The sequence below is a fragment of the Thiohalophilus sp. genome (assembly GCF_046483665.1).
Lineage (GTDB): Bacteria > Pseudomonadota > Gammaproteobacteria > UBA6429 > Thiohalophilaceae > Thiohalophilus.
In genome coordinates, this window is the sequence record NZ_JAWOCR010000005.1 from 66,949 (window position 1) to 90,765 (window position 23,817).

At 57.7% G+C, this 23,817-nt stretch carries 26 protein-coding genes, 1 tRNA gene and 2 pseudogenes; 15 read left to right on the forward strand and 14 right to left on the reverse strand.

The window, feature by feature from the left end:
* Nucleotides 1–88: 88 nt before the first annotated feature.
* From R6U90_RS01135 to R6U90_RS01160, 6 genes are all read right to left on the reverse strand, one after another.
* Nucleotides 89–1,027 (reverse strand): ribose-phosphate diphosphokinase, encoded by a 939-nt coding sequence (locus tag R6U90_RS01135; protein WP_410350924.1) that lies wholly within the window; start codon nucleotides 1,025–1,027, stop codon nucleotides 89–91.
* A 335-nt stretch (nucleotides 1,028–1,362) separates the two neighbouring features.
* Nucleotides 1,363–1,437, reverse strand: a tRNA-Gln gene (locus tag R6U90_RS01140).
* A 24-nt stretch (nucleotides 1,438–1,461) separates the two neighbouring features.
* On the reverse strand, nucleotides 1,462–2,328 hold the full coding sequence (gene ispE / locus R6U90_RS01145) for a 4-(cytidine 5'-diphospho)-2-C-methyl-D-erythritol kinase (protein WP_410350818.1): 867 nt from the start codon (nucleotides 2,326–2,328) through the stop codon (nucleotides 1,462–1,464).
* Between the two features lie 2 nt (nucleotides 2,329–2,330).
* Complete coding sequence (locus R6U90_RS01150) at nucleotides 2,331–2,903, reverse strand: hypothetical protein (protein ID WP_410350819.1); 573 nt, start codon at nucleotides 2,901–2,903, stop codon at nucleotides 2,331–2,333.
* Entirely contained in the window at nucleotides 2,900–3,505 is a 606-nt protein-coding gene (lolB, locus tag R6U90_RS01155) for a lipoprotein insertase outer membrane protein LolB (protein ID WP_410350820.1), read from the reverse strand. Before lolB ends, R6U90_RS01150 begins: the two co-directional genes overlap by 4 nt.
* Nucleotides 3,502–5,250 carry a tetratricopeptide repeat protein gene (locus R6U90_RS01160; RefSeq protein ID WP_410350821.1) on the reverse strand — a complete coding sequence of 583 codons (1,749 nt, stop codon included), beginning with the start codon at nucleotides 5,248–5,250 and terminating at the stop codon, nucleotides 3,502–3,504. The genes lolB and R6U90_RS01160 overlap by 4 nt, the downstream gene beginning before the upstream one ends.
* A gap of 168 nt (nucleotides 5,251–5,418) precedes the next feature.
* On the opposite strand from R6U90_RS01160, the gene hemA reads away from it, so the two are divergent.
* The 11 genes and pseudogenes from hemA (at nucleotide 5,419) to R6U90_RS01215 (ending at nucleotide 13,512) form a co-directional block, all read left to right on the forward strand.
* A complete protein-coding gene (gene hemA, locus R6U90_RS01165; RefSeq protein ID WP_410350822.1) occupies nucleotides 5,419–6,687 on the forward strand; it encodes a glutamyl-tRNA reductase in 1,269 nt (422 codons plus the stop codon).
* A 12-nt stretch (nucleotides 6,688–6,699) separates the two neighbouring features.
* Nucleotides 6,700–7,785 (forward strand): peptide chain release factor 1, encoded by a 1,086-nt coding sequence (gene prfA, locus R6U90_RS01170; RefSeq protein ID WP_410350823.1) that lies wholly within the window; start codon nucleotides 6,700–6,702, stop codon nucleotides 7,783–7,785.
* A gap of 335 nt (nucleotides 7,786–8,120) precedes the next feature.
* Nucleotides 8,121–8,702: a beta-class carbonic anhydrase gene (locus tag R6U90_RS01175; protein WP_410350824.1), complete on the forward strand. Its 582-nt coding sequence runs from the start codon at nucleotides 8,121–8,123 to the stop codon at nucleotides 8,700–8,702.
* Between the two features lie 68 nt (nucleotides 8,703–8,770).
* The gene (locus R6U90_RS01180) at nucleotides 8,771–9,229 is read left to right on the forward strand and encodes a general glycosylation pathway protein (RefSeq protein ID WP_410350825.1); all 459 of its coding nucleotides are present in this window, start codon (nucleotides 8,771–8,773) and stop codon (nucleotides 9,227–9,229) included.
* Nucleotides 9,230–9,658: 429 nt separating this feature from the next.
* Nucleotides 9,659–10,679, forward strand: a pseudogene (locus R6U90_RS01185) (IS110 family transposase).
* 662 nt (nucleotides 10,680–11,341) lie between these two features.
* Nucleotides 11,342–11,827, forward strand: coding sequence for a hypothetical protein (locus tag R6U90_RS01190; RefSeq protein ID WP_410350826.1), 486 nt, complete (start codon nucleotides 11,342–11,344; stop codon nucleotides 11,825–11,827).
* A 40-nt stretch (nucleotides 11,828–11,867) separates the two neighbouring features.
* Nucleotides 11,868–12,179: a SelT/SelW/SelH family protein gene (locus R6U90_RS01195; RefSeq protein WP_410350827.1), complete on the forward strand. Its 312-nt coding sequence runs from the start codon at nucleotides 11,868–11,870 to the stop codon at nucleotides 12,177–12,179.
* Nucleotides 12,158–12,313, forward strand: a pseudogene (locus tag R6U90_RS01200) (PhnA domain-containing protein); the annotation flags it as partial. The gene R6U90_RS01195 and the pseudogene R6U90_RS01200, both read left to right, overlap by 22 nt.
* A 287-nt stretch (nucleotides 12,314–12,600) precedes the next feature.
* A complete protein-coding gene (locus R6U90_RS01205; protein WP_410350828.1) occupies nucleotides 12,601–13,038 on the forward strand; it encodes a hypothetical protein in 438 nt (145 codons plus the stop codon).
* A gap of 44 nt (nucleotides 13,039–13,082) precedes the next feature.
* Complete coding sequence (locus R6U90_RS01210) at nucleotides 13,083–13,220, forward strand: hypothetical protein (protein ID WP_410350829.1); 138 nt, start codon at nucleotides 13,083–13,085, stop codon at nucleotides 13,218–13,220.
* Between the two features lie 82 nt (nucleotides 13,221–13,302).
* Nucleotides 13,303–13,512, forward strand: a complete 210-nt coding sequence (locus R6U90_RS01215) for an MAPEG family protein (RefSeq protein WP_410350830.1) — start codon at nucleotides 13,303–13,305, stop codon at nucleotides 13,510–13,512.
* On the opposite strand, the gene R6U90_RS01220 is transcribed toward R6U90_RS01215, so the two are convergent.
* From R6U90_RS01220 to R6U90_RS01255, 8 genes are read right to left on the reverse strand one after another with little or no spacing between them, the layout of a single operon-like run.
* Nucleotides 13,499–15,190, reverse strand: coding sequence for a complex I subunit 5 family protein (locus R6U90_RS01220; protein ID WP_410350831.1), 1,692 nt, complete (start codon nucleotides 15,188–15,190; stop codon nucleotides 13,499–13,501). The genes R6U90_RS01215 and R6U90_RS01220 overlap by 14 nt on opposite strands.
* Nucleotides 15,187–16,686: a complex I subunit 5 family protein gene (locus R6U90_RS01225; protein ID WP_410350832.1), complete on the reverse strand. Its 1,500-nt coding sequence runs from the start codon at nucleotides 16,684–16,686 to the stop codon at nucleotides 15,187–15,189. Before R6U90_RS01225 ends, R6U90_RS01220 begins: the two co-directional genes overlap by 4 nt.
* Nucleotides 16,683–18,149 (reverse strand): complex I subunit 5 family protein, encoded by a 1,467-nt coding sequence (locus R6U90_RS01230; protein WP_410350833.1) that lies wholly within the window; start codon nucleotides 18,147–18,149, stop codon nucleotides 16,683–16,685. Before R6U90_RS01230 ends, R6U90_RS01225 begins: the two co-directional genes overlap by 4 nt.
* Nucleotides 18,134–18,472: a sodium:proton antiporter gene (locus R6U90_RS01235; protein WP_410350834.1), complete on the reverse strand. Its 339-nt coding sequence runs from the start codon at nucleotides 18,470–18,472 to the stop codon at nucleotides 18,134–18,136. The genes R6U90_RS01230 and R6U90_RS01235 overlap by 16 nt, the downstream gene beginning before the upstream one ends.
* The gene (mbhE, locus tag R6U90_RS01240; protein WP_410350835.1) at nucleotides 18,465–19,424 is read right to left on the reverse strand and encodes a hydrogen gas-evolving membrane-bound hydrogenase subunit E; all 960 of its coding nucleotides are present in this window, start codon (nucleotides 19,422–19,424) and stop codon (nucleotides 18,465–18,467) included. Before mbhE ends, R6U90_RS01235 begins: the two co-directional genes overlap by 8 nt.
* On the reverse strand, nucleotides 19,412–19,708 hold the full coding sequence (gene mnhG, locus R6U90_RS01245; protein ID WP_410350836.1) for a monovalent cation/H(+) antiporter subunit G: 297 nt from the start codon (nucleotides 19,706–19,708) through the stop codon (nucleotides 19,412–19,414). The genes mbhE and mnhG overlap by 13 nt, the downstream gene beginning before the upstream one ends.
* Nucleotides 19,698–19,976, reverse strand: a complete 279-nt coding sequence (locus tag R6U90_RS01250) for a monovalent cation/H+ antiporter complex subunit F (RefSeq protein ID WP_410350837.1) — start codon at nucleotides 19,974–19,976, stop codon at nucleotides 19,698–19,700. Before R6U90_RS01250 ends, mnhG begins: the two co-directional genes overlap by 11 nt.
* Before the next feature lie 57 nt (nucleotides 19,977–20,033).
* Nucleotides 20,034–20,546, reverse strand: a complete 513-nt coding sequence (locus R6U90_RS01255; protein ID WP_410350838.1) for a Na+/H+ antiporter subunit E — start codon at nucleotides 20,544–20,546, stop codon at nucleotides 20,034–20,036.
* A gap of 225 nt (nucleotides 20,547–20,771) precedes the next feature.
* On the opposite strand from R6U90_RS01255, the gene R6U90_RS01260 reads away from it, so the two are divergent.
* The 4 genes from R6U90_RS01260 (at nucleotide 20,772) to R6U90_RS01275 (ending at nucleotide 23,720) form a co-directional block, all read left to right on the forward strand.
* On the forward strand, nucleotides 20,772–21,386 hold the full coding sequence (locus R6U90_RS01260) for an N-acetylmuramoyl-L-alanine amidase (RefSeq protein ID WP_410350839.1): 615 nt from the start codon (nucleotides 20,772–20,774) through the stop codon (nucleotides 21,384–21,386).
* A 54-nt stretch (nucleotides 21,387–21,440) separates the two neighbouring features.
* Nucleotides 21,441–22,118, forward strand: a complete 678-nt coding sequence (locus tag R6U90_RS01265) for a haloacid dehalogenase type II (protein ID WP_410350840.1) — start codon at nucleotides 21,441–21,443, stop codon at nucleotides 22,116–22,118.
* 270 nt (nucleotides 22,119–22,388) lie between these two features.
* Complete coding sequence (gene prmC / locus R6U90_RS01270; protein ID WP_410350841.1) at nucleotides 22,389–23,240, forward strand: peptide chain release factor N(5)-glutamine methyltransferase; 852 nt, start codon at nucleotides 22,389–22,391, stop codon at nucleotides 23,238–23,240.
* Nucleotides 23,241–23,330: 90 nt separating this feature from the next.
* On the forward strand, nucleotides 23,331–23,720 hold the full coding sequence (locus R6U90_RS01275; protein ID WP_410350842.1) for a hypothetical protein: 390 nt from the start codon (nucleotides 23,331–23,333) through the stop codon (nucleotides 23,718–23,720).
* Nucleotides 23,721–23,817 lie beyond the last annotated feature (97 nt).

Sequence of the window (23,817 nt, forward strand, 5' to 3'; positions counted from 1 at the left end):
CCTGTTACATGGTGCGCAAAATGCGCGATGCCATCCCCGCGACCAGGGACGGCGTTGCCCGCCTGTACAAAGACGGGATCGTCAGTAGTCAGTCGACAAACAGACTGCTGACTGATTCTTCACTGCTGATGCGACGGATGGTCTCCGCCAGCAACTCGGCGATACTCAACTGCCGGATATTCGCACACTCGCTGGCAGCGGGTGACAACGGAACGGTGTCGGTCACTACCAGCTCATCCAGCGACGAGTGGGTAATGTTATCCACCGCCGGCCCGGACAATACCGGATGAGTACAATACGCTACCACCTTGCGCGCTCCGTGTTCCTTGAGCGCGTTGGCCGCCTTGCACAGGGTGCCGGCGGTATCGACCAGATCGTCGACGATAATGCAGGTGCGATCCTGAACATCGCCAATAATATTCATCACCCGCGCCTCGTTGGCGCGCGGCCGGCGCTTATCAATGATCGCCAGATCCGCATCATCCAGTCGCTTGGCCAGTGCCCGGGCTCGAACCACGCCGCCCACATCGGGCGAGACCACCATCAGGTTAGGATACTTCTGTCGCCATATATCACCCAGCAAAATCGGGGAGGCATAGACGTTGTCTACCGGAATGTTGAAAAATCCCTGGATCTGATCGGCATGTAAATCCACGGTCAGCACCCGGTCGGTCCCGGCCGCGCTGATCATGTCGGCCACGACTTTGGCGGTGATCGGCACCCGCGCCGAACGCGGCCGGCGATCCTGGCGTGCGTAACCAAAGTACGGAATCACCGCGGTAATGCGCGCGGCCGAGGAACGGCGCAGGGCGTCGACCATGACGCATAGCTCCATGAGATTATCATTCGATGGGCGGCAGGTCGGCTGCACAATAAAAATGTCCTTGCCGCGAACATTTTCCATGATCTCAACCATGACCTCGTCATCGCTGAACTTGCCAACCAGGGCCTTGCCCAACGGCATATTCAGGCGCGCGGTGATATCCTGCGCCAGTTGCGGGTTGGCATTGCCCGCAAAGATCATCATGCTGCGATCGGTGGCCCGATTCCCGGGAAGATCCAGTTCTGGTCGATTGGTTAGCATCATTCTCTTTGGATCAGCTGGATGGCTCCGCCGGTCAATTTATGGCTGGGGTGGCAGGATTACTCGGCGCATCCCTGCGCCTCACCCCTTCGGGGCCCGTGTCGCTACGCTCCCCGGTTCAAATTTGCGTCACTCCCGACATCCTGTCTCCCGCGACATTAGTACGTCCCTGTACGTCATCCGGACAAATTTGTCGAACCTTTTACGGTTCTCATCCTGCCTCAACGCAGCGCCGTAATTCAAAACCGGACGCTGTCGATCAGCCTTGCTTTCATTTATGGCTGGGGTGGCAGGATTCGAACCTGCGTATGCTGGAATCAAAATCCAGTGCCTTACCGCTTGGCGACACCCCAAAAAATAGTTCTGAGTACTAAGTACTAAGTACTAAGTACTGTATTTAAAGGTGATTCGTTGACGCCCCGGGCGACGAATCCCTGCCAGTTTTCGGCCAGTTGCTGCCAGGCCGCGTTGGCGGCTGACTCGGTGTCGAACGCCGCGAAGACGCAGGCGCCGGTGCCGGTCAGGCGGGCCGAAGCCAGGGCATCGAGTGCGTCCAGGGCCGCGGCTACCTCGGGGTAGCGGGCGCGGACCGGCGCTTCACAAACATTGCCCCACTGCGGACTTTCGGGCGCGGCCAGAAAGTCGCGTATTGTAATGGGTGGGCAATCCCGCCGCAAATGCGAATCGGAGAAAATCACCGCAGTTGAGACAGTTACCGGGGGGATCAGCACCAGATACCAGTGATGGGGTAGCTCCAGGGGCTGCAATTGCTCGCCTGTACCCTCCGCCCAGGCACTGTGGCCGCGCACAAAGACCGGCACATCAGCACCCAGCTGCGTGCCGAGTTCCGCCAGCGCCTCGACGCCCAGACGGGTTCCCCAGAGGTGATCGAGTGCCACCAGGGTGGTGGCAGCGTTGGAGCTACCGCCCCCCAGGCCGCCGCCCATCGGCAGGCGTTTTTCGACGTGGATATCCACCCCGCCTTTGAGACCCGAGGCCTCCTGCAACAGGCGCGCCGCGCGCACTACCAGATCCTGGTCAGCCGGCACGCCGGCGAGATCCGTCACCCGATGAACGGCGCCGTCATCGCGCAGGGAAAAAGCCAGCCGGTCGCCGTAATCGAGCAACTGGAAAACCGTCTGCAACAGATGGTAACCATCCTCACGGCGACCGGTGATATGCAGGAACAGATTCAGTTTGGCCGGGGCCGGCCACCAGCGAAGAGGGGGCTTATCCCGTGCCATGTTCAATTCCCCGGCGGCTGCAGCCGCAATCGTTGCTCGCCGATCAACATATAGTCGGGCACGCTCAGGTTCTGTTGTTGTGCCACTCCGCTGCCCTTGAGCAGTCGCCCGGCGGTATCGAACCGGCCACCATGACAGACATCGACGAATTCAGGTTTGTCCGCCGCCAGCCGAACCCGGCAACCGCGTCGGGTTTCATAGGGATGGAATACAAATATTTCCGGGTGGCGCGAGCGCCAGACGGCGGACATTCCCTCGGGCTGGTGACTCTCGCGCGAGTCGGGATCCTGCAGCTCGGCCGCCGGGCGCAACTTTAGCCGCTGCGCTTCGCCGGCCGGGCGTCGGTAGATCCAGATCGCCCGCCCGTCGGGCCACTGCAACTGGCGCAGCTCCCCTGTCGGGATTTGCGACCAGTCTGCTTCCAGTCGCCAGGGATCGGTCGTCTCCTGTCCCTCCGGTTGCCCGTCCCCGCTGCTGAGACTGGCCAGCAGCACCGTTGCCAGGGCGGCCAGGGCGATCAGAAACAGCAGCTTCACCGCCAACGAGAGATAAAGCCGACGCGCGGAACTGTTCATGAACCGGAAGCACTGACCTGCCAGTAATCCACGACCATCTTGACCCGCAGATCCTGTCGCTCGACCGACAACCGATCCGGCAGGTCCAGGCCATCGACCCGGGTATAACGGCTGAAGGCGACCTGCCAGTCGGCCTGCTGCACGGCCGTCAGCCGGCCAGCCTGATCGCGGCGCGACTGCTGGCTGGCATAGCGGGGATCGGTCGTGCCCAGAATCCAGTAACGTAAACCGCTGACCGGCATGTTGACGCCGGTATGGGCATATAACAGGCTTTCGGGATCGTCGGCGTAATAGACTCCCTGGTCCGAATCGATCAGGCGCACGCCCTGCCCGTCACCCTCGAGTTGCACCCGGCCGCTGCCAAACGGGCCCCACAGCTCAATGCGGTAATCCTCCTGCCGCTGTTGCCATTCCACGTTCAGATGCCAGGCCTCGGAGCCATTGATAATGGCCACGCGCCCTTTCAGCCGCCAGGTGTCGATCTGTTCCAGGGCCTGCTGGCGTTGTTCACGGCTCTGGGCGGGAACGGTCCCGGATTCCGGCGGTGCGGCGCAGCCGGCCAGCCAGGCCCCGGCGATCAAGACAGGCCACCATCTCATCATCGGGTGAACCGCTCGATGACATCCTGTAACAGGCGATGTTCCGGCGCTTCGCGCAGCGCCTCGTCCCAGACCTCGCGGGCGGCATCGCGGCGACCGGTTATCCATAACACCTCGCCCAGATGCGCGGCGATCTCGCCGTCCTGGAGTTTGTCGAAGGCGCGCTGCAGATATTCCAGCGCCTTGTCGTGTTCGCCCTTGCGGTAATAGGCCCAGCCCATGCTGTCGATAATGGCCGGCTCATCGGGCTGGAGCTTGTAGGCGCGGCGAATGTAATCAAAACCTTCATCGATCCGATCGGTGGCATCCACCAGGGTATAACCCAGGGCGTTGAGGGCCTCGACGTTGTTGGGTTCGTTTTCCACGATACGCTGCAGATCGGCGAGGGTTTCGTCCAGCCGATCGAGTTTTTCAGCAACCAGCGCGCGGGCATAGAGCAGCTTGCTGTTATCGGGCATCTGCTCCAGGGCCACGTTGTAGAGCCGGTAGGCCTCCTCGTACTCCCGGGCGTTGAGCAACAGCTCACCCTCGGCCAGATAGAGGCGCAGTTCGGTATCCAGATTATCGGCCCGGGTGTTTTGCAAATGTTCCCGTGCGGCGGCCAGGCTGTCCTGTTTGGCCAGGATGCCGGCAGCGCGAATTCGCGCATCCACATAGTGCTCGCCGCGTTCGATCATGGCGTAATAATCGAGCGCCAGATCGAACTTGTCCTGCAGCTCGGCGGCCTGTCCCAGATAGTAACGGGCCTCGTTCACCCGTCGCTTTTGTGCGATCAGCTGCTTGAGACTGGCTTCCGCCTGGGCATAATCGCCCATCTGCAGAGCCAGCAGCCCGCGGGCGTAGAGCGCATCGGTATGCCCGGGCTCGCGTTTGAGCACTTCATCAAATTGTTCTCTCGCGGCCTCGAACTGCTGTTCGTCCACCAGCTTGCGCGCCAGAAACAGGCGCAACGGCACGTCGTCCGGCGCAGCATCCAGTCGCTCGCGCAGCAATGTGAATAATCGGCCGGTCTCACCCTGACGGTGCAGGACATTGGCCCGCAGCAGATGCGCATCGGACCAGTCCGGGCTCAGAGTCAGGGCCCGTTCGATGGCCTGCTCGGCCACATCCAGATTGTCTACCACCAGGGCCAGATGGGCCAGGGCATACTGGGCATCAGGATTATCCTGGCGCCCGTCCACCAGCTCCTGCATCACTTCCAGCGCGGCCTGTTTATCTTTCTCCTTGCCGAGCAACGAGGTGATCAGCATGTAACGCTGACGCTCCTTATCACTGTTCCCCAGATTCAACAGAGCTTCGAAATGCGGCAAGGCGGCCTCGCCGTTACCGGTACGCACCAGCAGTGCCGCCAGCACCTGGCGCGCTTCCGCGTTATCAGGTGCCAGCTGAACCCATTTTTGCGCTGACTGCAGGGCTCGTTCATTATCCCGGGCATACACGGCAATACGGGCCGCCCGTTCGGCGACCCGCACATCATTGGTGGCTTCGGCGGCCTTGCTATAGCCTTCTACCGCCACATCCATGCGGTTACGCTGCAGGGCAATTTCCGCGGCCAGCAGATAATAGAGGACTTCACCGGAAAGCGTGTCAGGCAACTCGGCTACCGGCGCCGGTGTCTCACCCGGCGTTGCCGATTCACTGGTCAACGGGGCCGATTCGGGCGTATTATCCGGCGCGACAGGGGAAGGAGAGGACTGGCAGGCTGGCAAAAGCAGCGCCAAACATATGACAAATATAGAATTTTTCATCAAATTACCGTGACAAACAGGACTTGATTCCAATCATTGTAGAGTAAGCCGAGCAGCAACTATAACCAACTTTCACCGGTTTGACGCTGATATAATATAGAATATTGGGCAGCATAACCGGCATAACAACCCGAATGCGAACATTCGAGAGGCAGTCAGGCAGATAACGTGGCATTACTGGCATTTGGCATTAACCACAAGACCGCCCCGGTGGGCATCCGGGAGAAGGTCTCGTTCGCCCCCGAAAAGCTCGAGGCGGCGCTGCGCGATCTGCAAGCCCGTGGCGCGGTGAATGAATGCGCTATCGTCTCCACCTGCAACCGCACCGAATTGTATTGCGGATTCGACGAGAGCCAGAGCAACGTCGAGAACATCCTGCACTGGTTCCGCGAATACCATCATCTCGACACCGACGAGGTCGAGCCCTATCTCTACACCCATCTGGACAACCTGGCCGTGCAACATCTGCTGCGGGTGGCCAGTGGACTTGATTCGCTGGTGCTGGGCGAGCCGCAGATCCTGGGCCAGATCAAGGACGCCTACAATACCGCCAGCCATGCCGGGGCTATTGGCCGCCAGCTCAACCGCCTGTTCCAGCACACCTTCTCGGTCGCCAAGCAGGTACGCACCGACACCGCCATCGGCGCCAGCCCGGTCTCGGTCGCCTTTGCCGCGGTCAACCTGGGCAAGCGGATCTTCTCCGAACTGGGCAAGCACACCGCCATGCTGGTCGGTGCCGGCGACACCATCGAACTGGTGGCCCGGCATCTCAAGGAACAGGGTATCAGCAAGATCATTGTAGCCAATCGCACCGTGGAACGCGCCCAATCGCTGGCCGAAGGCTTCGACGGCGAGGCAATCACTCTCTCCGACATGCCGGCCCGATTGATCGAGGCCGATATCATCATCTCCTCCACCGCCAGCCAGTTACCGATCCTGGGCAAGGGCGCGGTGGAACGGGCTCTGAAAAAACGCAAGCACCGGCCCATGTTCATGGTCGACATCGCCGTGCCGCGCGACATCGAACCGGAAGTGGGCGAACTGGCTGATGTCTATTTATATACCGTGGACGATCTGCACGATGTGATCGAGGAAGGCCGCCAGTCCCGCGAAGAAGCCGCCCGCCAGGCCGAGGACATCATCGATAACCAGGTCGAACACTTTATGGGCTGGCTGCGCTCGCTCGAAGCGGTCGATACTATCCGCGCCTTTCGCAACAAGGCCGATACGATTCGCGATGAAGCCATGCAAAATGCCGAACGCCAGCTGGCCGCCGGCAAGGATCCGCAGGAAGTGATGCAGGAACTGGCCCGCACCCTGACTAACAAACTGATCCATAACCCCTCAGTCCAGATGAACCAGGCCGCTTTCGAAGGCCGCAAGGATCTGCTCGATACCGCGCGCCATTTGCTTGGCATCAAAGACGACGAAGCCTGAGTCTGTAGTCCGATGAAAACCTCCATCCAGGCCAAGCTGGAAACCCTGGTTGATCGCCTCGACGAAATCAACGCGCTGCTGGCCGACCCCGGGGTCATTGGCGATCAGAACCAGTTCCGCAACCTGTCGCGCGAATACGCCCAGATCAACCCGGTGGTCGCCACCTTCAGGCAATACCAGGACATCCTTACCGAGATCGACGAAGCCCGCGCCCTGCTCGAAGACGCCGACGGCGACATGCGTGAAATGGCCGAGGAAGAGCTGCAGCGTGCCAAACAACAGCAGGCCGAACTGGAAGACGAACTGCAGCGCCTGATGTTGCCGCGTGACCCCAACGACGACAAGAACATTTTTCTGGAAGTCCGTGCCGGCACCGGCGGTGACGAAGCGGCGATCTTCGCCGGCGATCTGTTTCGCATGTATTCACGCTACGCCGAACGACAGGGCTGGAAGCTGGAGATCCTGAACGAAAGCGAAGGCGAACACGGCGGCTACAAGGAGATCATCGCACGCATCGCCGGCAATGGCGCCTATTCGCGATTAAAGTTCGAATCCGGCGTGCATCGCGTACAACGCGTCCCCGAAACCGAATCCCAGGGCCGCATCCATACCTCGGCCTGTACCGTCGCAGTCATGCCCGAAGCCGATGACATCGAAGAGGTCGACATTAACCCGGCCGATCTCAAGGTCGACACCTTCCGCGCCTCCGGCGCCGGTGGCCAGCACGTCAACAAGACCGACTCGGCGATTCGCCTCACCCACCTGCCCAGCGGCATCGTGGTCGAATGTCAGGAAGAACGCTCGCAACATAAAAACCGTGCCAAAGCCATGTCGCTGCTGCAGGCCAAACTGCAACAGGTCGAAGTCGACAAACAACAAACCGAACAGGCCCGGACCCGCAAATCCCTGGTCGGCAGCGGCGATCGATCCGAGCGCATCCGTACCTACAACTATCCCCAGGGCCGCATCACCGACCACCGCATCAACCTCACCCTCTACAAACTCGACGAAGTCATGCAGGGCAACCTGGATGAAGTCATCAATCCTCTCAGCGACGAACACCAGGCTGACCTGCTGGCGGCCATGGCGGAAGAATAATCCACCGCCTGTTCCTCTACCTGGCAGTGGGAGAATAAGGAAAGGTTGATATCAATCAGCGATAGATAAAGGGCCGAGGGACGAGTAACGAGGAAGATCAAAACCCGTAATGCCAGCCCCCCCAGAGCGGCTCCGCCGCGACAGATTCGTCATCCATCCGCCATTGTTTCTGCTCCCTGTTACAGCCGGTCAATAACCGCTTTTCCTCGTCCCTCGTAACTCGTCCCTCGACCCTCGCGCCGCGCGGGCGCGGCGCGTTGCTCGCAAAAACCGCCTGACCTGCTAATTTTATTAGTCCCTTCCCCGAAAAAACAAAACACCCGGAGGATGCCGCCATGTCACAAATCCACGATGAAGTTCTCGCCGCCAACGAACAATACGCCGCCGATTTCGGTGACAAGGCCAACCTGCCCATGCCGCCCGGACGGCACTTCGCCATCCTCACCTGCATGGACGCCCGCCTGGACCCGGCCAAATACGCCGGCCTGGCCGAAGGCGACGCTCACGTCATCCGCAACGCCGGTGGCCGCGCCAGCGACGACGCCATCCGCTCGCTGGTGATCTCCTACAAACTGCTCGGCACTCGCGAATGGTTCGTCATCCACCACACCGACTGCGGCATGGAAACCTTCACCGACGACATCATGCGCGGCCTGCTCGCCAGCAGCCTGAAAGCCGCCACTATCGATAAATCCGGCTGGCACGACTCCGGCGAAGGCCCCGGCTCCACCGAAGGCAACTACATCGACTGGCTGACCATCGCTGACAACGAACAGAGCGTCGTTGAAGACGTCCAGCGCATCCGCCACCATCCGCTGGTGCCGGGGGATATTCCGATCTACGGGTATATTTATGATGTGAAAAGCGGCAAGTTGAAGGAAGTATCGGAGGCGACGAAGGTCGGGAAAACGAAATAGATCCAGCCCCCTTCCAGGGGAGGGAATAATATATGAACCGTAATATCAACTGACACATAGGATAAATAGTGAATAAGACAAAAAATATTTCTAACTGGATAAGGCGCGCTATTTATGGACTAATCAGTTTGAGCCTGGTTGTTATCAGCCTCGCAATGATGGGTGTTGCCTTGTGGGATATATGGCTCTCGGTACATGAAAAAACCTTGCTGGTCAAAGCGCTTCTTAATGCCATCGGCTTGATCGTGATTGGTATGGCTGTCTTTGATGTCTCTAAATTCCTGTTGGAGGAAGAAGTTTTCAGCAGCAGTAGCACGAAGTCTCCCGCAAAACAGAGGGAGACTTTATTAAAATTTCTCGTCATCATTGCCATTGCCGTAAGTCTGGAAGCCCTGGTGTTCATTTTTGATGCCGGGACAAAAGATATGACTATGCTGGTCTATCCCACTTTCTTGTTAATCGCAGCTATTCTGGTAGTCGTCGGTCTTGGTGTATATCAGAGGTTGACTCGTGATGAGGAAAAGTAGCCGCCATAGCGTATTAAAGGGAGCACTAAGAAAGAGGGCCCGCATTAATGCGGATTAAAACTCTTTAATAATCCTTTCACTCGCTAAATAAGTGTTCCGAATTCCAGATCATTTTGTTCAAAAGATTGCTTCACTTAGCTCGCAATGACCAAAAATAGAGAGGTCATTGCGAGGAACAACGTGACGAAGCAATCTCTCTGTACTGGTATTCGTAACACCTACTTTAGTCTATTTTTAATCCCGTTAGACGCCACCGAGCATCACAGTGGAGGGAGGATTAGCCCGATGGGCGGCGGCAGGGATGCCGCCAGTCGGCACAGGGATGACGTACAGGGATAATGGTATGGACCCACTCCACTTCCAAACCGGCCTCAAGCGGGCCAAAATGGAATTTCTACCAACCATTTAACAGAAGCGGAGTGGATCGACATGAAGATTACAACAATTGGCCTGGATATCGCAAAAGCTGTTTTTCATCTTGTCGCCGTGAACCACACGAGCGGTTTATCAAAAAGAAGCAACTAAAGCGGAAGGCGGTTCTGGCGCATACGGCAAGGCTTGAGGCGTGCACCATCGTTATGGAGGCCTGTGAGGTCGCCAACTACTGGGCAAGAGAATTTATCGCGCAGGGGCATCAGGTCAAGTTAATTGCCCCGCAATATGTGAAGCCTTACCTCAAAGGCAATAAGAATGACTACAACGATGCCGAGGCGATCGCCGAAGCCGCCCAGCGGCCCAACATGCGGTTCGTGCCCATTAAGGGGGTGGAGCAGCAGGATATACAGAACTTCCACCGTCAGCGCGAGCGTCTTAAAGGGGAGCGTACCGCCCTGGTAAACCAGATTCGGGGGCTTTTAGCGGAATATGGGCTCGTGATCAACAAAGGCGTTCCGGCGGTACGGACCGCGTTACCGGGTATACTGGAAGACGCGGAGAATGGCCTGACACCGCTATCGAGAGAGCTGTTTGCCGAACTCCTTGAAGAGCTGCGGGCACTGGATGAGCGCTTTAAGCGCTGTGAACAGCGTATACAGGCGGTTAATCGGGACAATGAGGTGTGTCAACGCCTGGATGAGATCCTGGGGATTGGCGCCATCACCGCCAGCGCCACCTATGCGGCAGCGGGAAATGGCAAGGATTTCGTGAATGGTCGTCACTTCTCAGCCTGGCTGGGGTTGGTGCCAGGGCAGCATTCAAGTGTCGGCAAACCGGTATTGCTCGGCATTAGTAAACGCGGCAATGCCTACCTGGGAACGCTGTTTATTCATGGCGCCCGAGCGGTCTTACGGCATTCAGCGCAGAAAGAGGCCCGCTTCAGCCGATGGGCTCAAGCGGTTCTGGCACGCCGGGGGCACAATCGAGCTTGTGTCCCGTCGCCAACAAGATGGCTCGGATCGACTGGGTAGTGATGGCCAAGGGTGAGTGCTATCGCCCGGCCACGGTGGCCTGAGCGTGAAAGGCACACCGGGCATAAGCGCACTTTAGCGTCCGCCTATTGATCAAGAGAAAGACCCTTTACTTCAGTTGCAAAAGACAAGTTGATCAGATGGTGAGATAGGTCAGACCGGCTCATTCAAAACCTTTTTAGTGCACTGGCCACCGCGAAGGCCGTAGGGATGATGAGGAGGATGAGCGCAGATAACCATCGGGGCCAGGAAGCAAAAATCTTCCACAAACAGGCCGGATATATGAGAGCAATGATTTTCTCTTACATCAGTGATCAAATGTCTTGCAAACGGAGTGGGTCCATATATGTACTAATGTCGCAAGATCCCGCTTTCAATATTCAGGGCGCCCGAAGGGCGATCATTTTGATAAGTCAGGTGAATCCGGCAAGAGTCGCCGACGGAGTCGCCTCCCACGAGAGCCGCTTTCAAGATACTGAGCGCTCGGAGGGCGACCCTTTTATAAATACTGGATTCCGGCCTACGCCGGAATGACGATGTGCGCGGGCGCAAGAGCCCGCTTTCAATAGTTAGCCGCCCGCAGGGCGAACATTTTCATCTCCACCCCATCCTGCTACTATACACGCCAATTCAACCCGGTACTAACAGATGAAAACGCCCCTTTTTGTACCCTGTTACAAGCGTCAGCTGATAGAAGAAGGATAAGATGGAAGAACAACACAGCCCGATAAACTCGGAAATGATGAGCGCGCCCAGCTACAAGCTGCTAGTAACAACCCCCATGGCGGCTATCATGGTGAGCGGCAAGCCAAAGAGCGAATGGTCTGACTTGCTGGAGTCCATTGGCCTGACCTATGCCTCGGCAGCCGGGGAAACTCAAGGTGAGATCAATGCCGCACTTGAGACAGTGGCGTTCATGCTCCAGGGCGGTGATCGGTTAATCAGAAAATATTTTCAGGATGAAAGTTTAAGCCTGGAACGCATGATGGAAATCTCTGCCACCGGCGCCGACATCTGGATGTGCAAGCTGGGTGACGGTGAGATAGAAAAACCGGATGTTATCAAACTGTTTCAGACCATACAGGCCGGCTTGATTGAGACTGTCGGCGATCTGCGTGAAGAGAATCAAATGATTGACCAGCTCATTCAGGTTCAGGATAAGGTCATTGAACATATCAATTCATTGAGCTAATACTGATTTACGAGCAAGATTACCCTGTACCCCGTTCACTATGGAAAATCACATCACCATCCTCTACTGCACCCAGTGCCGCTGGTTACTTCGTTCCGCCTGGATGGCGCAGGAGCTTTTGACCACCTTTGACAAAGAAATCACCGATCTAACCCTCAAACCGGGCAAGGGTGGGATTTTTCAAATCTGGATCAACGATGAGCTTGCCTGGTCGCGGCAGGAGGCCGGACGATTTCCCGAGATCAAGGAACTGAAACAGTTGGTGCGCGATCGCGTGGCGCCAGATAAAGATCTCGGTCATTCTGATAAAAAAAAACCCGATTACTCTTTATTAAAGACACAACAGGAATGAAGATCAAGGGCACTTCGACTGTACTGCAGGTGGGGACCCGGGTAATAAATATTCGCCTGGACGAGGTTCAGCATAATATTGATTGTCGGATCGACCGTATCGGCGCCATACAATTGAAATCCGAATTTGTTTAAAAAGCCTGAACACTTGCGGTAAAAATCCAGGGTCGACTGCCCCATTTTCGACCTGTCTGTTAACCCTGTCCAGAGGACGTGATATTGAAAAAACCTGTTTTTGTCATTTTTTCGCCGCGCTGCTGTCGGCTTCCTGTACCGAGTCAGGTTCAGACTCGCCGGTGACGGAGAACACCAGCGGCAATACCTATGTTAACGGCTTCTTTGGCCTGCAGGTGGAAAAGCCTGTCGACTGGTACGCGCAGAGCGCCGAGGAAACCATCATGCTGCAATAGCAGGGCAACAAGGTGATCGCCGCCGAAGATAAGAATATGCAGAAGATGATTGATGCGGCGATGGAAAGCTCGCTGCCGCTGTTCGGATTTTTCGAATACCCTCCCGGCACGCCCGGCAAGATGAACCCGAATGTTCTGTCGGTGGCCGAGAACATCAAGATGTACCCCGACATCAAGGAGCCCTGTGATTACGTTGAGGCAGTCAAACAAATCCTCCAGCAGAGGCAGTTAAACTATGAATTTAACGGAAAATGTCAGTCCACCATGATCGGCGGCAAACAGGCCAGCTATCAAAATGCTTTATTGAAATTTGGCACGCTTGATGTCACTCAGCGCTATCACGCCATGATAATCGACGGATATGCCATATCCTTTATCCAGACCCACATGGATGAAGAAAGCCATGCCAGGGTTGATGCGGTGTTGGACTCAATCCGGTTTAACCCCTGAAAGAGCGTATATCAGAGGATCTTTAACGGGACGGGTGACAGGTAATGAATCAGGCGACATTTTTTATTCCGTTTTCGGGCATACTGTTGCTGACTATGCTGGTGTGGTTGTATATATGTTATCTGCGCCTGAGCTACCTCACCCGTGCCGGGGTGCATCCGCAGCAGGCTTCCACCCGCTAGAAGTTGCTCGCGATTCTCCCGACCCGGATCAATCTGCCTTCCGAGAATCTCACCAATCTTTTCGAACTGCCGGTCCTGTTTTATGCAGTTTGTCTCTGTCTGTATGTCACCGGACAGGTTGATCCGACCTTATCTGGTTCTGGGTTATGCCTTTTTTGTATTCAGACTATTGCACAGCGTAATTCACTGTACCTATAACCGGGTATTGCACCGTTTCTATTCCTACTCAGTCGCTTCCCTGGCGCTCTGGGCAATGATTATTCTTGCGATGATCGATACTATCCGCCTGTAACACTGCCGGCGACGATCAACAGGATTACCAGCAACACGAACAGGCCGGTTGCGCTTTTCCAGCGGGTTAACCACACCTCGGCCGATCCCAATGCCGTCAACCGATAGGAACGTACCCAGCGTGGCGGTCCCGACCATCGGTTCAGTGCATTCGATACGATGCTGATAACGGCCAGCAGACGAATCACCAGTTTTTCCAACGGTACGACGATGTCGCCGGCCGGTACCGCAGGCCAGTTTCCTCGCCAGCGCCAGAACACCCCGCCGATCAGCAATGCCCCACCCAGTGGCCACAGACTGGCCAGCGGAGCAAATTTGAACTCACCGACGAGATCGGCGCCTGTCAGCCAGATTCCCCAGGACAGGAAAAGCGCGCCCATCAGCACCAGCAACCAGCCTGTCAGCATGGCATCATTGATCCCGCTCGCGCCCGTATTCGGTTGACGAGACCAGACCAGGTACAGGAAGCGTAACATTAACAGGCTGGTGGCCAGGGCACTCCATGGCAACAGATCGGTATAGACCCCGGCACTCTCTATCGATTGCAATCCGCTCTTGAGCAGATCCTTGACCAGCATACCGCCACTCCACGGCGCGCCGGCCATGGCCAGCGCCGCCAACAACAGGCCGGCGCCGACCCAATAGCGTTGACGATGACTGGCGGCGACACTCATACCCACGCCAAGGAACAGTGCCCCCTTCACCAGGCCATGATGCAGCGCATACAACGTGACCGCCATGAATAACAGGGGCCAGGCCGCCGGCGACAATAAACCCGCTCCCACGCCCAGGATCATCACGCCCATCTGGCTGATACTCGAATAGGCCAGGACCACCTTGGGATCCCGTTGCAGTACACCGATGAGCGCGGCATAAAAAGCAGTCAGCATCCCCAGTAACATGATCGTCTCGCCCCAGCCGGCCAGGGTCACCTCGCCCATCGGTAACAGGCGTAACCAGCCAAGCAGGCCGGCCTTGATCATCGCCCCGGATAACACCGCACTGGCCGGGATCGGGGCAACCGGATGGGCCAGCGGTAACCAGACATGCAAACCGATCAATCCCGCCTTGATCCCCAGCCCGCCCAGCAGCAACAGGTAAAGCAAGTCCGCGTGCGCCAGTTGCGCCGCCGCCGAACGCACCGAGGCAAAATCAAGTTTACCGGCACTGGCATTAACCAGCATCACCAGGGCCGTAAACAGCAACACTTCGCCGAGCAACACCAGAATAATGTAAATCCGCCCGGCCCGCAGCGCGGCCTGACTGCGTTCGTGCACGACCAGTCCATAAGAGGCGAGACTCATCAACGCGAAGAAAAGATAAAAACTCAACAGCTCCTGGGCAATAATCAATCCGAAGTTGCCGCTCATCGCCAGTAAAAAGAACACTCCAAAGCGACGCCGCCGCTTGTGCAGATAACCGAGTGCATACAGTGCGCTGCCCAGCCACAACAGTCCGCTGAGCAGTAAAAAGATCCGCCCGGGGCCATCCAGTCCCCAGACACTGCCCAGCAAGAGCAACGGCAGTTCCATCGCGCTGTCCACCGGCAAGAGCACCGCGGCGAACAAGGCCGGCAGCGCCCCCAACGGCAGCAACCTGAAGCCGCCGCGCCAGAACAAAAGCCCCAGGCCCAGCAGGAACGGCACCAGCACGCTCATCAATAACAGGAGTTGTGTCACGGTATAAAGCCCCGCCCCTGGACGATGAACTGCACCCATTGCAGGGGACTGATCGGCATGGCGGCAAACAGGCCGGCTCCGACAGCCATCGCCGTCGTCACCAGCGGCGGTAACAGCAACAACCAGGCGGTCTCCTTACGACCGAAATGCCGTTCCCGCGGCCAATCGCCCACAGGCTCACGAAACCAGGCACGCTGCAGCACCGGCAGAAAATACGCCGCATTGAGCAGGCTACTGCCAATCAACACCAGTAACACCCAGCCCTGCTCCGCCTGCAGTGCGCCGAGTCCCAGATACCATTTAGTGATAAAGCCGGCCAGCGGTGGTACCCCGATCATTCCCAGCGCGCTCAGGGTAAAGGCGCTCATGGTCCAGGGCATGCGCCGCCCGACCCCGTCCATATCGCTGATCTTGTGGATCCCCAGTGTCTCGGCCAGGTTGCCGGCGCAAAAGAACAGCGTGACTTTCATCAACCCCTGATGGACCAGGTGCACCAGCCCGCCGACGATTGCCAGTGGCCCGAGAATCGTGACCCCCAGCGCGATATAGGAGACCTGGCTGACCGTGGAGAACGCCAGCCGACGTTTCAGATCATCCTGTGACAGGGCACGCAGGGACCCATAGAGTATGGTGATCGCCGCCAGCACCATCAGCGGTGTAGTGACACCCAGCTCGGCGGCGAACTCAATACCGAAGATTTCATACAGCACCAGCACGATACCAAACGCGCCGGCCTTGACCACGGCGACGGCATGCAGCAGGGCACTGACCGGCGCCGGGGCCACCATCGCCTGCGGTAACCAGCTGTGAAACGGTACCAGGGCGGCCTTGACCCCCAGCCCGGCAATCAATAACACAAATATCATGATCAGGGCCGGACTCGACTGCCCCTGCAGGCTATCGCCCAGCCCGCCGAGGGTGAAAGTCACATCGCCGGTCAGACTGTAGAGCCAGACGGTCCCGATCAACAGCAAGACGCCGCCACCGAGGGTATAGGCCAGATAAACCTGACCGGCCCGGCGCGCGGTTTCGCTCCCCCGATGGACCACCAGCGGATAGGTAGCGAGTGTTAACAGTTCATAAAACAGCAAAAAGGTCAGCAGGTTACCGGATAACGCCACGCCGGCCGTCGCCGCCACGCAGAGACTGAAAAAGCCGAAAAAGCGACTGCGATGGGGCGAGCCTTCCAGGTAACCGATGGCGTAGATCGTTGTCAGTAACCACAATACGCTCGACAGGGTAACGAACAACAATGATATCGGGTCGACCCGCAATACCAGATCGATACCGGGGACCAGCGGCAGGTCGCTCTGATAATGCTGCCCCCGTAACACGCCCAGCAACATGACAATTACCAGTACCAGTTTGACCACGGCGCCGGTCAGATTGAGCGTGCTGCGCAGCCCCGTCCGCTGTTCGGGCAGGGCAAAAATGATCAACCCCACCAGCATCGAGGTGGCAACAATCAGTACAGGCAGGACGGCCGGCAGGTTCATCCCGGACCTCCGACAAGTTGCACGGGATTACCAATCGCCAGCACGTCCAGAACAACTGTCGTCAGCAAGCCGAGCAACACGGCAGCAAGGGCCAGCAGCAATGCCGGCCAGCCCCGGCGCAGGGCGATGATCGGTGGCGTATGGGACAGTTCGCTGCCGGGCGTAAAGGCATGTCCGAGCACTCGAAAGATATAGACCGCCGCCAGCAAACCGCCGATAATCAGCACCGCGAGCATCTCCCAGCGGCCCTGCTCGAAGGCCGCCTGCAGTAACAACCACTTGGCCGTAAACCCGCCACTGGGTGGCAGACCCATAATGCTAACCCCCGCCAGGCCGAAGGCCGCCACCGACAGCGGCAGGCGTTGTGCCAGACAATCCAGATCGGCAATGCGATCGTGGCGAGCAAAGTACAGCAGGTTACCGGCGGCGAGGAACATAGCGGCTTTGGCCAGTGCATGGGATAACACCAGCATCAACACCGCGCCCCACACTACCGTTGAATTGCTGACTACCGCCAGCGCAAACCCGACAAACAGATAACCGACCTGCGCCACGGTTGAATAGGCGATCAACAGTTTCAGACGTTGTTGTCGCAGGGCCTGGACCGACCCCCACAGGATAGCCAGCGCCCCCAGCGCGCCGGCGATCGCCACCAACGCGCCATCAGTAAACGGTGCGAAGATCTCAAACCACAAACGCAACAACATATAAAAGGTCGCCTTGATCACCAGCGCCGAGAGAATCGCGCTGACCGGTGCCGGCGCGCTGGCATGCGCCGATGGCAACCAGAAATGCAGCGGGAACAACGCGGTTTTGAGCATCAGTCCGGCGAACATCAGACCAGCGGCAAGCCACAGGGCCGGGACAGGTTCTGCCCGCTCACCCAGCAGCGTGATATCCAGCGTACCAAACTGGTGATAAAGAAACGCCACGCCAAGCAGGTAGACCACCGATCCGAGCAGACTGGCCAGCAGATAGCGCATGGCACCGGCCAGCGCGTCGGGCTCATCCCCCAGGGCGGTCAGTGCCACGGCCGCCAGGGTCATCAACTCCAGCGTGACATACAGATTGAAAATATCGCCCGATACAAACAGCGCATTCAGGGCGCCAAGCAGCATCAGCCATAAAGGCCAGAAATGACGTACCTGCGGCAAAGCGAAATAGTCGCTCGCATGTACACTGACAGCCACAAACACCGCCGCGGTGACTCCCAGCATTAACAGGCTCAGGCCATCTGCCTGCAATACGATACCCAGTGGCGCGCCCCAGCCGCCCACGGCATGTTGCACGGACGCCTCGCCCAACAGCTGATTCCCCAGCAGCAAAACCGCAGCAGCGGAAATAACGACACTGATCAGGCCGATGAAACGGACCCAACCGGGGACGAGAAACCCGAGCAGGGCCCCGAACAACGGCACGATCACCGGCAAAAGGATCCAGTTGCTGTTCAGCGCCGCCTCCATGCGATGCCCCTATTCTCCCCGCTATCATCGTACAACTGCGTCTGGCCTGTCGCACTGTGGAGTTTGAGCATCAGAACCAGTGCCAGCGCCGTGGCGGAGACCGCGACCACAATACCGGTGATGACCATCGCCTGCAGAACCGGGTCCGCCGCTGCAGGTTCGCCGCTGTGGCGAGCGAGGGCAACCAGCAGCAAAAACACGCCACTGCTCATCACATTGATGGCCAGGATCTTGCGCAGCAGATGGGCATGCACGATCAGCGCATACAGTCCGAGGACAAACAGGCCCGCGCCGGTGAGGGAATAGATGAAAAAGCTATTCATCAGGCTGCCCCGGTTCGGGGTTCCTGCCCATAAACAGGGCAACGAGTATCGCGCCGATCGACAGGGTGGCGGTCGCCTCGATCAGCAAAATCCATCCCCCGGCCTGTGCCAGCGGGTATTGCAACAGTCGACCTTCCAGTAACAAAGTGATTAGCGCAAGACAAAGAAACAACAGCGGCCCCACAACCAGTAACAGCCGCAACGGCCAGCGGGTAAACCGGACCGGCAGGCGCCAGCCCGACAACAACAAAAGAATCCCGCCCGCTGCCAGCACCGCGCCGGCCTGGAACGCCCCGCCGGGCGCGCTCGCGCCCAGCCATAACAGGTACGCAGCCACCAGCACCAGCACCGGGGCCAGCAGGCGAGACAGCACATCCAGCACCGCCCCGGTGGCCGCTTCGGCATGACTATGGCACCGGCCCAGCGACCAGACCCCGAGCAGGGCCAGCAGCAAAACCAGTAGCTCCAGCAACGTATCGTAACCGCGAAAATTGAGCAGCACTGCCGTCACCGGATGGCTGACGCCGCTGTTAGCCAGTTGCGTGTTGACTGCCTGACGCAAACCCGGTGTATCGACAGGCAGGTGATACAGGGTATAGGCCAGCGCCATGAACAGTCCCGCGGCCAACAGGATCATCAGCCCCGAGGCGGGACGACGCCGCGGAGGTCGCGATGGTTCACTGTTACCCGTGGCCTGTTCATGAATCACCACATCCAGCCGGGCCATCGCCGCCAGCAACAGGGCACCGGTCACCCCGGCACCGATCGCCGCTTCGGCCAGGGCGATATCCGGTGCCGCCAGTCGCACCCAGACCAGGGCCAGCATCAGACCAAACGCCACGAACAACACAATGGCCCGGAACAGGTTGTCGCTGGACAACGCCTGCCAGGCAAACCAGATGAGACCCAGCCCGAGCAGGCCATCGAACAACACCGGCATCAGCGTTGCCATGGTGTGATGTCCCGTTGCAGGGCCCGGCGGGCGATCAGATGGGCCACACTGGCCCCGGCCAGCATGACCAGTAACCAGATCACGAGCAGCTTGCCCGCCACCAGCCAGGAGCCGGACTGGATTGCCAGCCCGGCCATGATGAACCCCAGTCCCAGGTTATCGGCCTTGGTCAGGGCATGCAGCCGGGTATAAACATCAGGAAAGCGCAACAATCCGACCGTTCCGGCCAAAAAGAAGAATCCGCCGACAATCAATAACAACAACGCCAGATAATCAGTCAGCATCAGCGGAAGTTTCCTTCTCCGGCCAGGCACGGCGCACAAAGGCCACCGCTGTCACCGCAGCCAGCAGGGCAATGACCAGCGCGACATTGCGCAAACTTGCCTGTTCCTGTAATTGCGCCATCACCACCAGCATGGCGACCGTGGTGGTACCAAACAGTTGCGCCGCAAGCATGCGATCGGCCCCGGTGGGACCACGCATGATACGCCACAGTCCGGCAAGCAGATTGAGTAACAGAAATATCAACAAGAACCCGTAAAACAGCGCCACAAACCTGTCTCTTTGTTATTGAGTCATCACGTTCCGAGCTACCGTCTTTACTGACACTTATCCGTGTTCACTGCTTATTGGAGTCAGTGCAAGTGAAAACAGTTCCATCACCCGGTGTTCGAGGGTTTCCAGACTGTGCGTGATGTCACTGTTGCCATCCAACACATGCACCCGCAAAACATCGTTATCGATTTGCGCACTCAGAGTACCGGGCAACAAGGAGACCATATTCATCATTAACACCCGGGGCAAACCCCGGGACAGTTTGAGGGAATAATCCACCAGCTCGGGCGTGATCGGCAGCCGGGGATGCAGGGCCCGGCAGGCGACATCCAGCCCCCCGGCAAACGAATAACGCAGAAAAAAAGGAATAAAGCGCAGCAATGCCGAAATTCGGATCGCCATATGCGGGACCATGAACAGGCTGACCAGCGTCGCCAGCAACACCGCCGGTATCCCCACCCACCAGGCGCCGGGCTGACCCTCGGTGAACAGCCACCACAGCACGCCGAACAGTCCCACCCGTAACAACAACGAGAACAGCCGATTAAGGGTGAGCTGGCCGGTCATCAGAAATCGCTCCTGTGTGACGTGTTGTCGGCGTAATTACCGGTATTAATGTACGGGTAACAGATCATGGTTTCGCTTTGAAACGGGTTGGCCAGCAAAACAGCTTGCTGTCTGTCAGTCTAGCAAAATAAGCGGCCGCGAACACCGGCAACGGAGATGACAATCGGCATTCGTCTCTGCTATGTATAACCCTGATAAAAACCTGCCCAACCACAGGGATGACCCATGATCGTTTTACTGGATAACGGCCACGGCGGGCTGATTGCCGGTGAGTACCAGACACCGGGCAAACGCTCGCCTGTCTGGGAAGATGGCTCGCAACTGTTCGAGGGCGAGTTCAACCGGGCGATTGTCAGCGGCATCGTGCAACAACTGACCCGGGAGACGATTCCCTATGTCGTCATCACGCCGGAATACCGGGATGTCACGCTGGAAACCCGGGTCAAACGCGCCAATCGTTATTTCGGCGACGAACCCTGTTTTTTTCTGAGTATCCACGCCAACGCGGGTGGCGGTCGCGGTTTCGAAGTCTTCACCTCCCCCGGGGACACGCTCAGTGATCCCATCGCAACAATCGTGGGCGAGGAATATCAGCAAGTCTTTCCCGAGCGCCCTCTGCGCACCGATTACCGCGATGGCGATCTGGACAAGGAGCGACGCTTTTACGTACTGACCCGTACGCGTATGCCGGCGGTACTGACGGAAAACTTTTTTATGGATAATGAGGATGAATGTCGCAACATCCTGATGAGCGAGGAAGGCCGGCAGCGGATTGTCGATTATCATATCAACGCCATCCACCGTGTGCGGGATGAGATCTTCAGCAACGCTGATGCGTGAGGAGTCGTTTTGCGGGTGCTATGCTTGTAGTTCATTTTGATCGATACCAATACCATGAGCCACGTACTCGCCTTTGATATTTACGGTACCCTGATCGCCCCCCACGGCATCGCGCTGGAGCTGGAAAAGCTGATCGGCGAACAGGCCAGCGAATTTTCCCGTCGCTGGCGTGACAAACAACTGGAATACACCTTTCGCCGCGGATTGATGCGTCAGTATGTCGATTTTTCAGTCTGTACCCGACAGGCGCTGGATTACTGCGACACCCTGTTTGGCACACAACTGAGTGAGGCGGACAAACAGCATCTGCTACAACACTATGCCCGCTTGCCAGCCTTTGCCGATGTCGAGCCCGGACTCAAGTCACTGCGCAGGAATGACATACAAATGGTCGCCTTTTCCAACGGAATAACCAGGGATGTAGATGGCTTACTGCAGCAGGCCGGCATTCGGGATTTTTTTACCGATATAATCAGCGTGGATGAAATCCACAGCTACAAGCCGGACCCGGCGGTCTATCAACATTGCCTGTCCCGCGTGGGAACATGTGCCGAAAATTGCTGGCTGGTCTCGGCCAACCCGTTTGATATTCTCGGTGCCACGGCTATCAACATGCCGACCGTCTGGGTGCGACGCGACCCCCACATAGCATTCGATCCCTGGGAGAGCCGGCCCACGGCCAGTATCGAACAATTAACCGAACTCATCAGCGTGATTCAGAACCAGGGATGACCAAACGGTACTTGCCGAACGGGTTTGCCAGGCCTGTTTGCAACAGGCACTGGATACCAGTGAGCAGGCCGGTACCCGGGATCTTTGCGACGAACATCGGTGATAGTCGTCATCGATGCGTTCCATCAACCGGATGTTGCCAAACTGCTCGGAAATCAGGGCCTTGCCTTTTGCCTTTCAGTAAGCAAAAGACAAGACCCCGTGGTTCATGAATATCCACAAATCCGATTCAGGTATAATCCCGTTCATGTATCAACTGACTTTCCCATCATGCCGGTAAGCGTCAGCGAACTGCTGGGTACAGCCCGACGACGCCTGCGGGCAGTGTCTGATTCGGCGCGTCTGGACAGCGAGCTGTTGCTGGGCCATGTGCTGCAACAGTCCCGTACCTGGTTGCATACCTGGCCGGAGAAAACGGTCGAGGCAACACAACAACAAACCTTTGAAACCCTGTTGCAACGCCGGCTTGCCGGTGAACCTATCGCGCATATTCTGGGGGAACAGGACTTCTGGTCATTGCGACTAACGGTATCGCCTGCAACATTAATTCCCCGGCCCGATACCGAGCGACTGGTGGAACTGGCACTGGAACGCATCCCAGTGGATGCCGCCTGGTGGATTGCCGATCTGGGCACCGGCAGCGGTGCCATTGCCCTGGCACTGGCTGCCGAACGTCCCGATTGCCAGGTGATTGCGACGGAACAATCTACCGAAGCCCTCGAGGTGGCCCGGGCCAATGCGGCACGTCACCAGTTGAACAATGTACAGTTTGCTCAGTCCGACTGGCTAAGCGCTATTGCGTCCTCGCAACGCTTCGAAATGATCGTCTCCAACCCGCCCTACATCTGCCAGGCCAATCCTCACCTGTCACGGGGTGATGTCCGCTTTGAGCCGCGCAGTGCCCTGACCGCCGGTACTGATGGCCTGGAGGCCATTCGTCAGATAATCCATCAGGCAAGTACCCGTCTGATACCGGGCGGCTGGTTAATACTGGAACACGGCTATGATCAGGGTCAAGCAGTGCAACGCCTGTTACGGGAAGCCGGTTATGACGAAGTGACTGATTTCATTGACTACGGCGGGAATCCGCGAGTGGCTGTCGGCCACCGAACCACCGGCTAAATCAGTAAATGCTTATCTGCACGGAAGCTATTGACCCCTCCTGCAATCGGTTTAGGATAAAAGACGTGTGAACAGACCAGCAGGCCTGCTGTGATCAAGCAACGCGATATTATTTTTCATTCTCTGCACCCCGAGCCCAATCCGGCGCGTTCGGCGGCCCTGTTGCTCAATGACGTGGATGGTATCCAGCATGTCGAGGCCCCGACCGATAACCGTCTGAGGGTCCGTTACGACCTGCGCCAGATTACCCTGGCAGAAATCGAGACCACACTCTCCCTGACCGGTTTTCATCTGGACAACGCCTTGCTGATCAAACTCAAACGGGCACTGCATTACTATACCGAAGAGACCGAGCGGGCCAATCTGGGCTGCCCGATCTGTCAGGATAAAACCACTCGCGAGATATTCATCAAGCACTATCGCAATCGCACGCATGGCTGTCGCGATCCGCGCCCTTCGCACTGGCGTAACTATCTATAAGATCTAGGGGCTAGCTGCTAAATAGGTGTTCCGAATACCAGTACAGAGAGATTGCTTCGTCACGTTGTTCCTCGCAATGACCTCTCTATTTTTGGTC

Excerpts from the sequence above, each read along its gene's own strand:
- R6U90_RS01260 (WP_410350839.1), top strand. The coding sequence starts at position 20,772 with ATGATCGTTTTACTGGATAACGGCCACGGCGGGCTGATTGCCGGTGAG.
- R6U90_RS01210 (WP_410350829.1), top strand. The coding sequence starts at position 13,083 with ATGAATCAGGCGACATTTTTTATTCCGTTTTCGGGCATACTGTTGCTG.
- mnhG (WP_410350836.1), bottom strand. The coding sequence starts at position 19,708 with ATGCTGACTGATTATCTGGCGTTGTTGTTATTGATTGTCGGCGGATTC.
- R6U90_RS01150 (WP_410350819.1), bottom strand. The coding sequence starts at position 2,903 with ATGAACAGTTCCGCGCGTCGGCTTTATCTCTCGTTGGCGGTGAAGCTG.
- R6U90_RS01215 (WP_410350830.1), top strand. The coding sequence starts at position 13,303 with ATGCAGTTTGTCTCTGTCTGTATGTCACCGGACAGGTTGATCCGACCT.
- R6U90_RS01175 (WP_410350824.1), top strand. The coding sequence starts at position 8,121 with ATGTCACAAATCCACGATGAAGTTCTCGCCGCCAACGAACAATACGCC.
- R6U90_RS01195 (WP_410350827.1), top strand. The coding sequence starts at position 11,868 with ATGGAAAATCACATCACCATCCTCTACTGCACCCAGTGCCGCTGGTTA.
- prmC (WP_410350841.1), top strand. The coding sequence starts at position 22,389 with ATGCCGGTAAGCGTCAGCGAACTGCTGGGTACAGCCCGACGACGCCTG.
- ispE (WP_410350818.1), bottom strand. The coding sequence starts at position 2,328 with ATGGCACGGGATAAGCCCCCTCTTCGCTGGTGGCCGGCCCCGGCCAAA.
- R6U90_RS01135 (WP_410350924.1), bottom strand. The coding sequence starts at position 1,027 with ATGATGATCTTTGCGGGCAATGCCAACCCGCAACTGGCGCAGGATATC.
- R6U90_RS01230 (WP_410350833.1), bottom strand. The coding sequence starts at position 18,149 with ATGGAGGCGGCGCTGAACAGCAACTGGATCCTTTTGCCGGTGATCGTG.
- R6U90_RS01235 (WP_410350834.1), bottom strand. The coding sequence starts at position 18,472 with ATGAATAGCTTTTTCATCTATTCCCTCACCGGCGCGGGCCTGTTTGTC.
- R6U90_RS01255 (WP_410350838.1), bottom strand. The coding sequence starts at position 20,546 with ATGACCGGCCAGCTCACCCTTAATCGGCTGTTCTCGTTGTTGTTACGG.
- R6U90_RS01160 (WP_410350821.1), bottom strand. The coding sequence starts at position 5,250 with ATGAAAAATTCTATATTTGTCATATGTTTGGCGCTGCTTTTGCCAGCC.
- mbhE (WP_410350835.1), bottom strand. The coding sequence starts at position 19,424 with ATGGCAACGCTGATGCCGGTGTTGTTCGATGGCCTGCTCGGGCTGGGT.
- R6U90_RS01265 (WP_410350840.1), top strand. The coding sequence starts at position 21,441 with ATGAGCCACGTACTCGCCTTTGATATTTACGGTACCCTGATCGCCCCC.
- R6U90_RS01190 (WP_410350826.1), top strand. The coding sequence starts at position 11,342 with ATGGAAGAACAACACAGCCCGATAAACTCGGAAATGATGAGCGCGCCC.
- lolB (WP_410350820.1), bottom strand. The coding sequence starts at position 3,505 with ATGATGAGATGGTGGCCTGTCTTGATCGCCGGGGCCTGGCTGGCCGGC.
- R6U90_RS01225 (WP_410350832.1), bottom strand. The coding sequence starts at position 16,686 with ATGAACCTGCCGGCCGTCCTGCCTGTACTGATTGTTGCCACCTCGATG.
- prfA (WP_410350823.1), top strand. The coding sequence starts at position 6,700 with ATGAAAACCTCCATCCAGGCCAAGCTGGAAACCCTGGTTGATCGCCTC.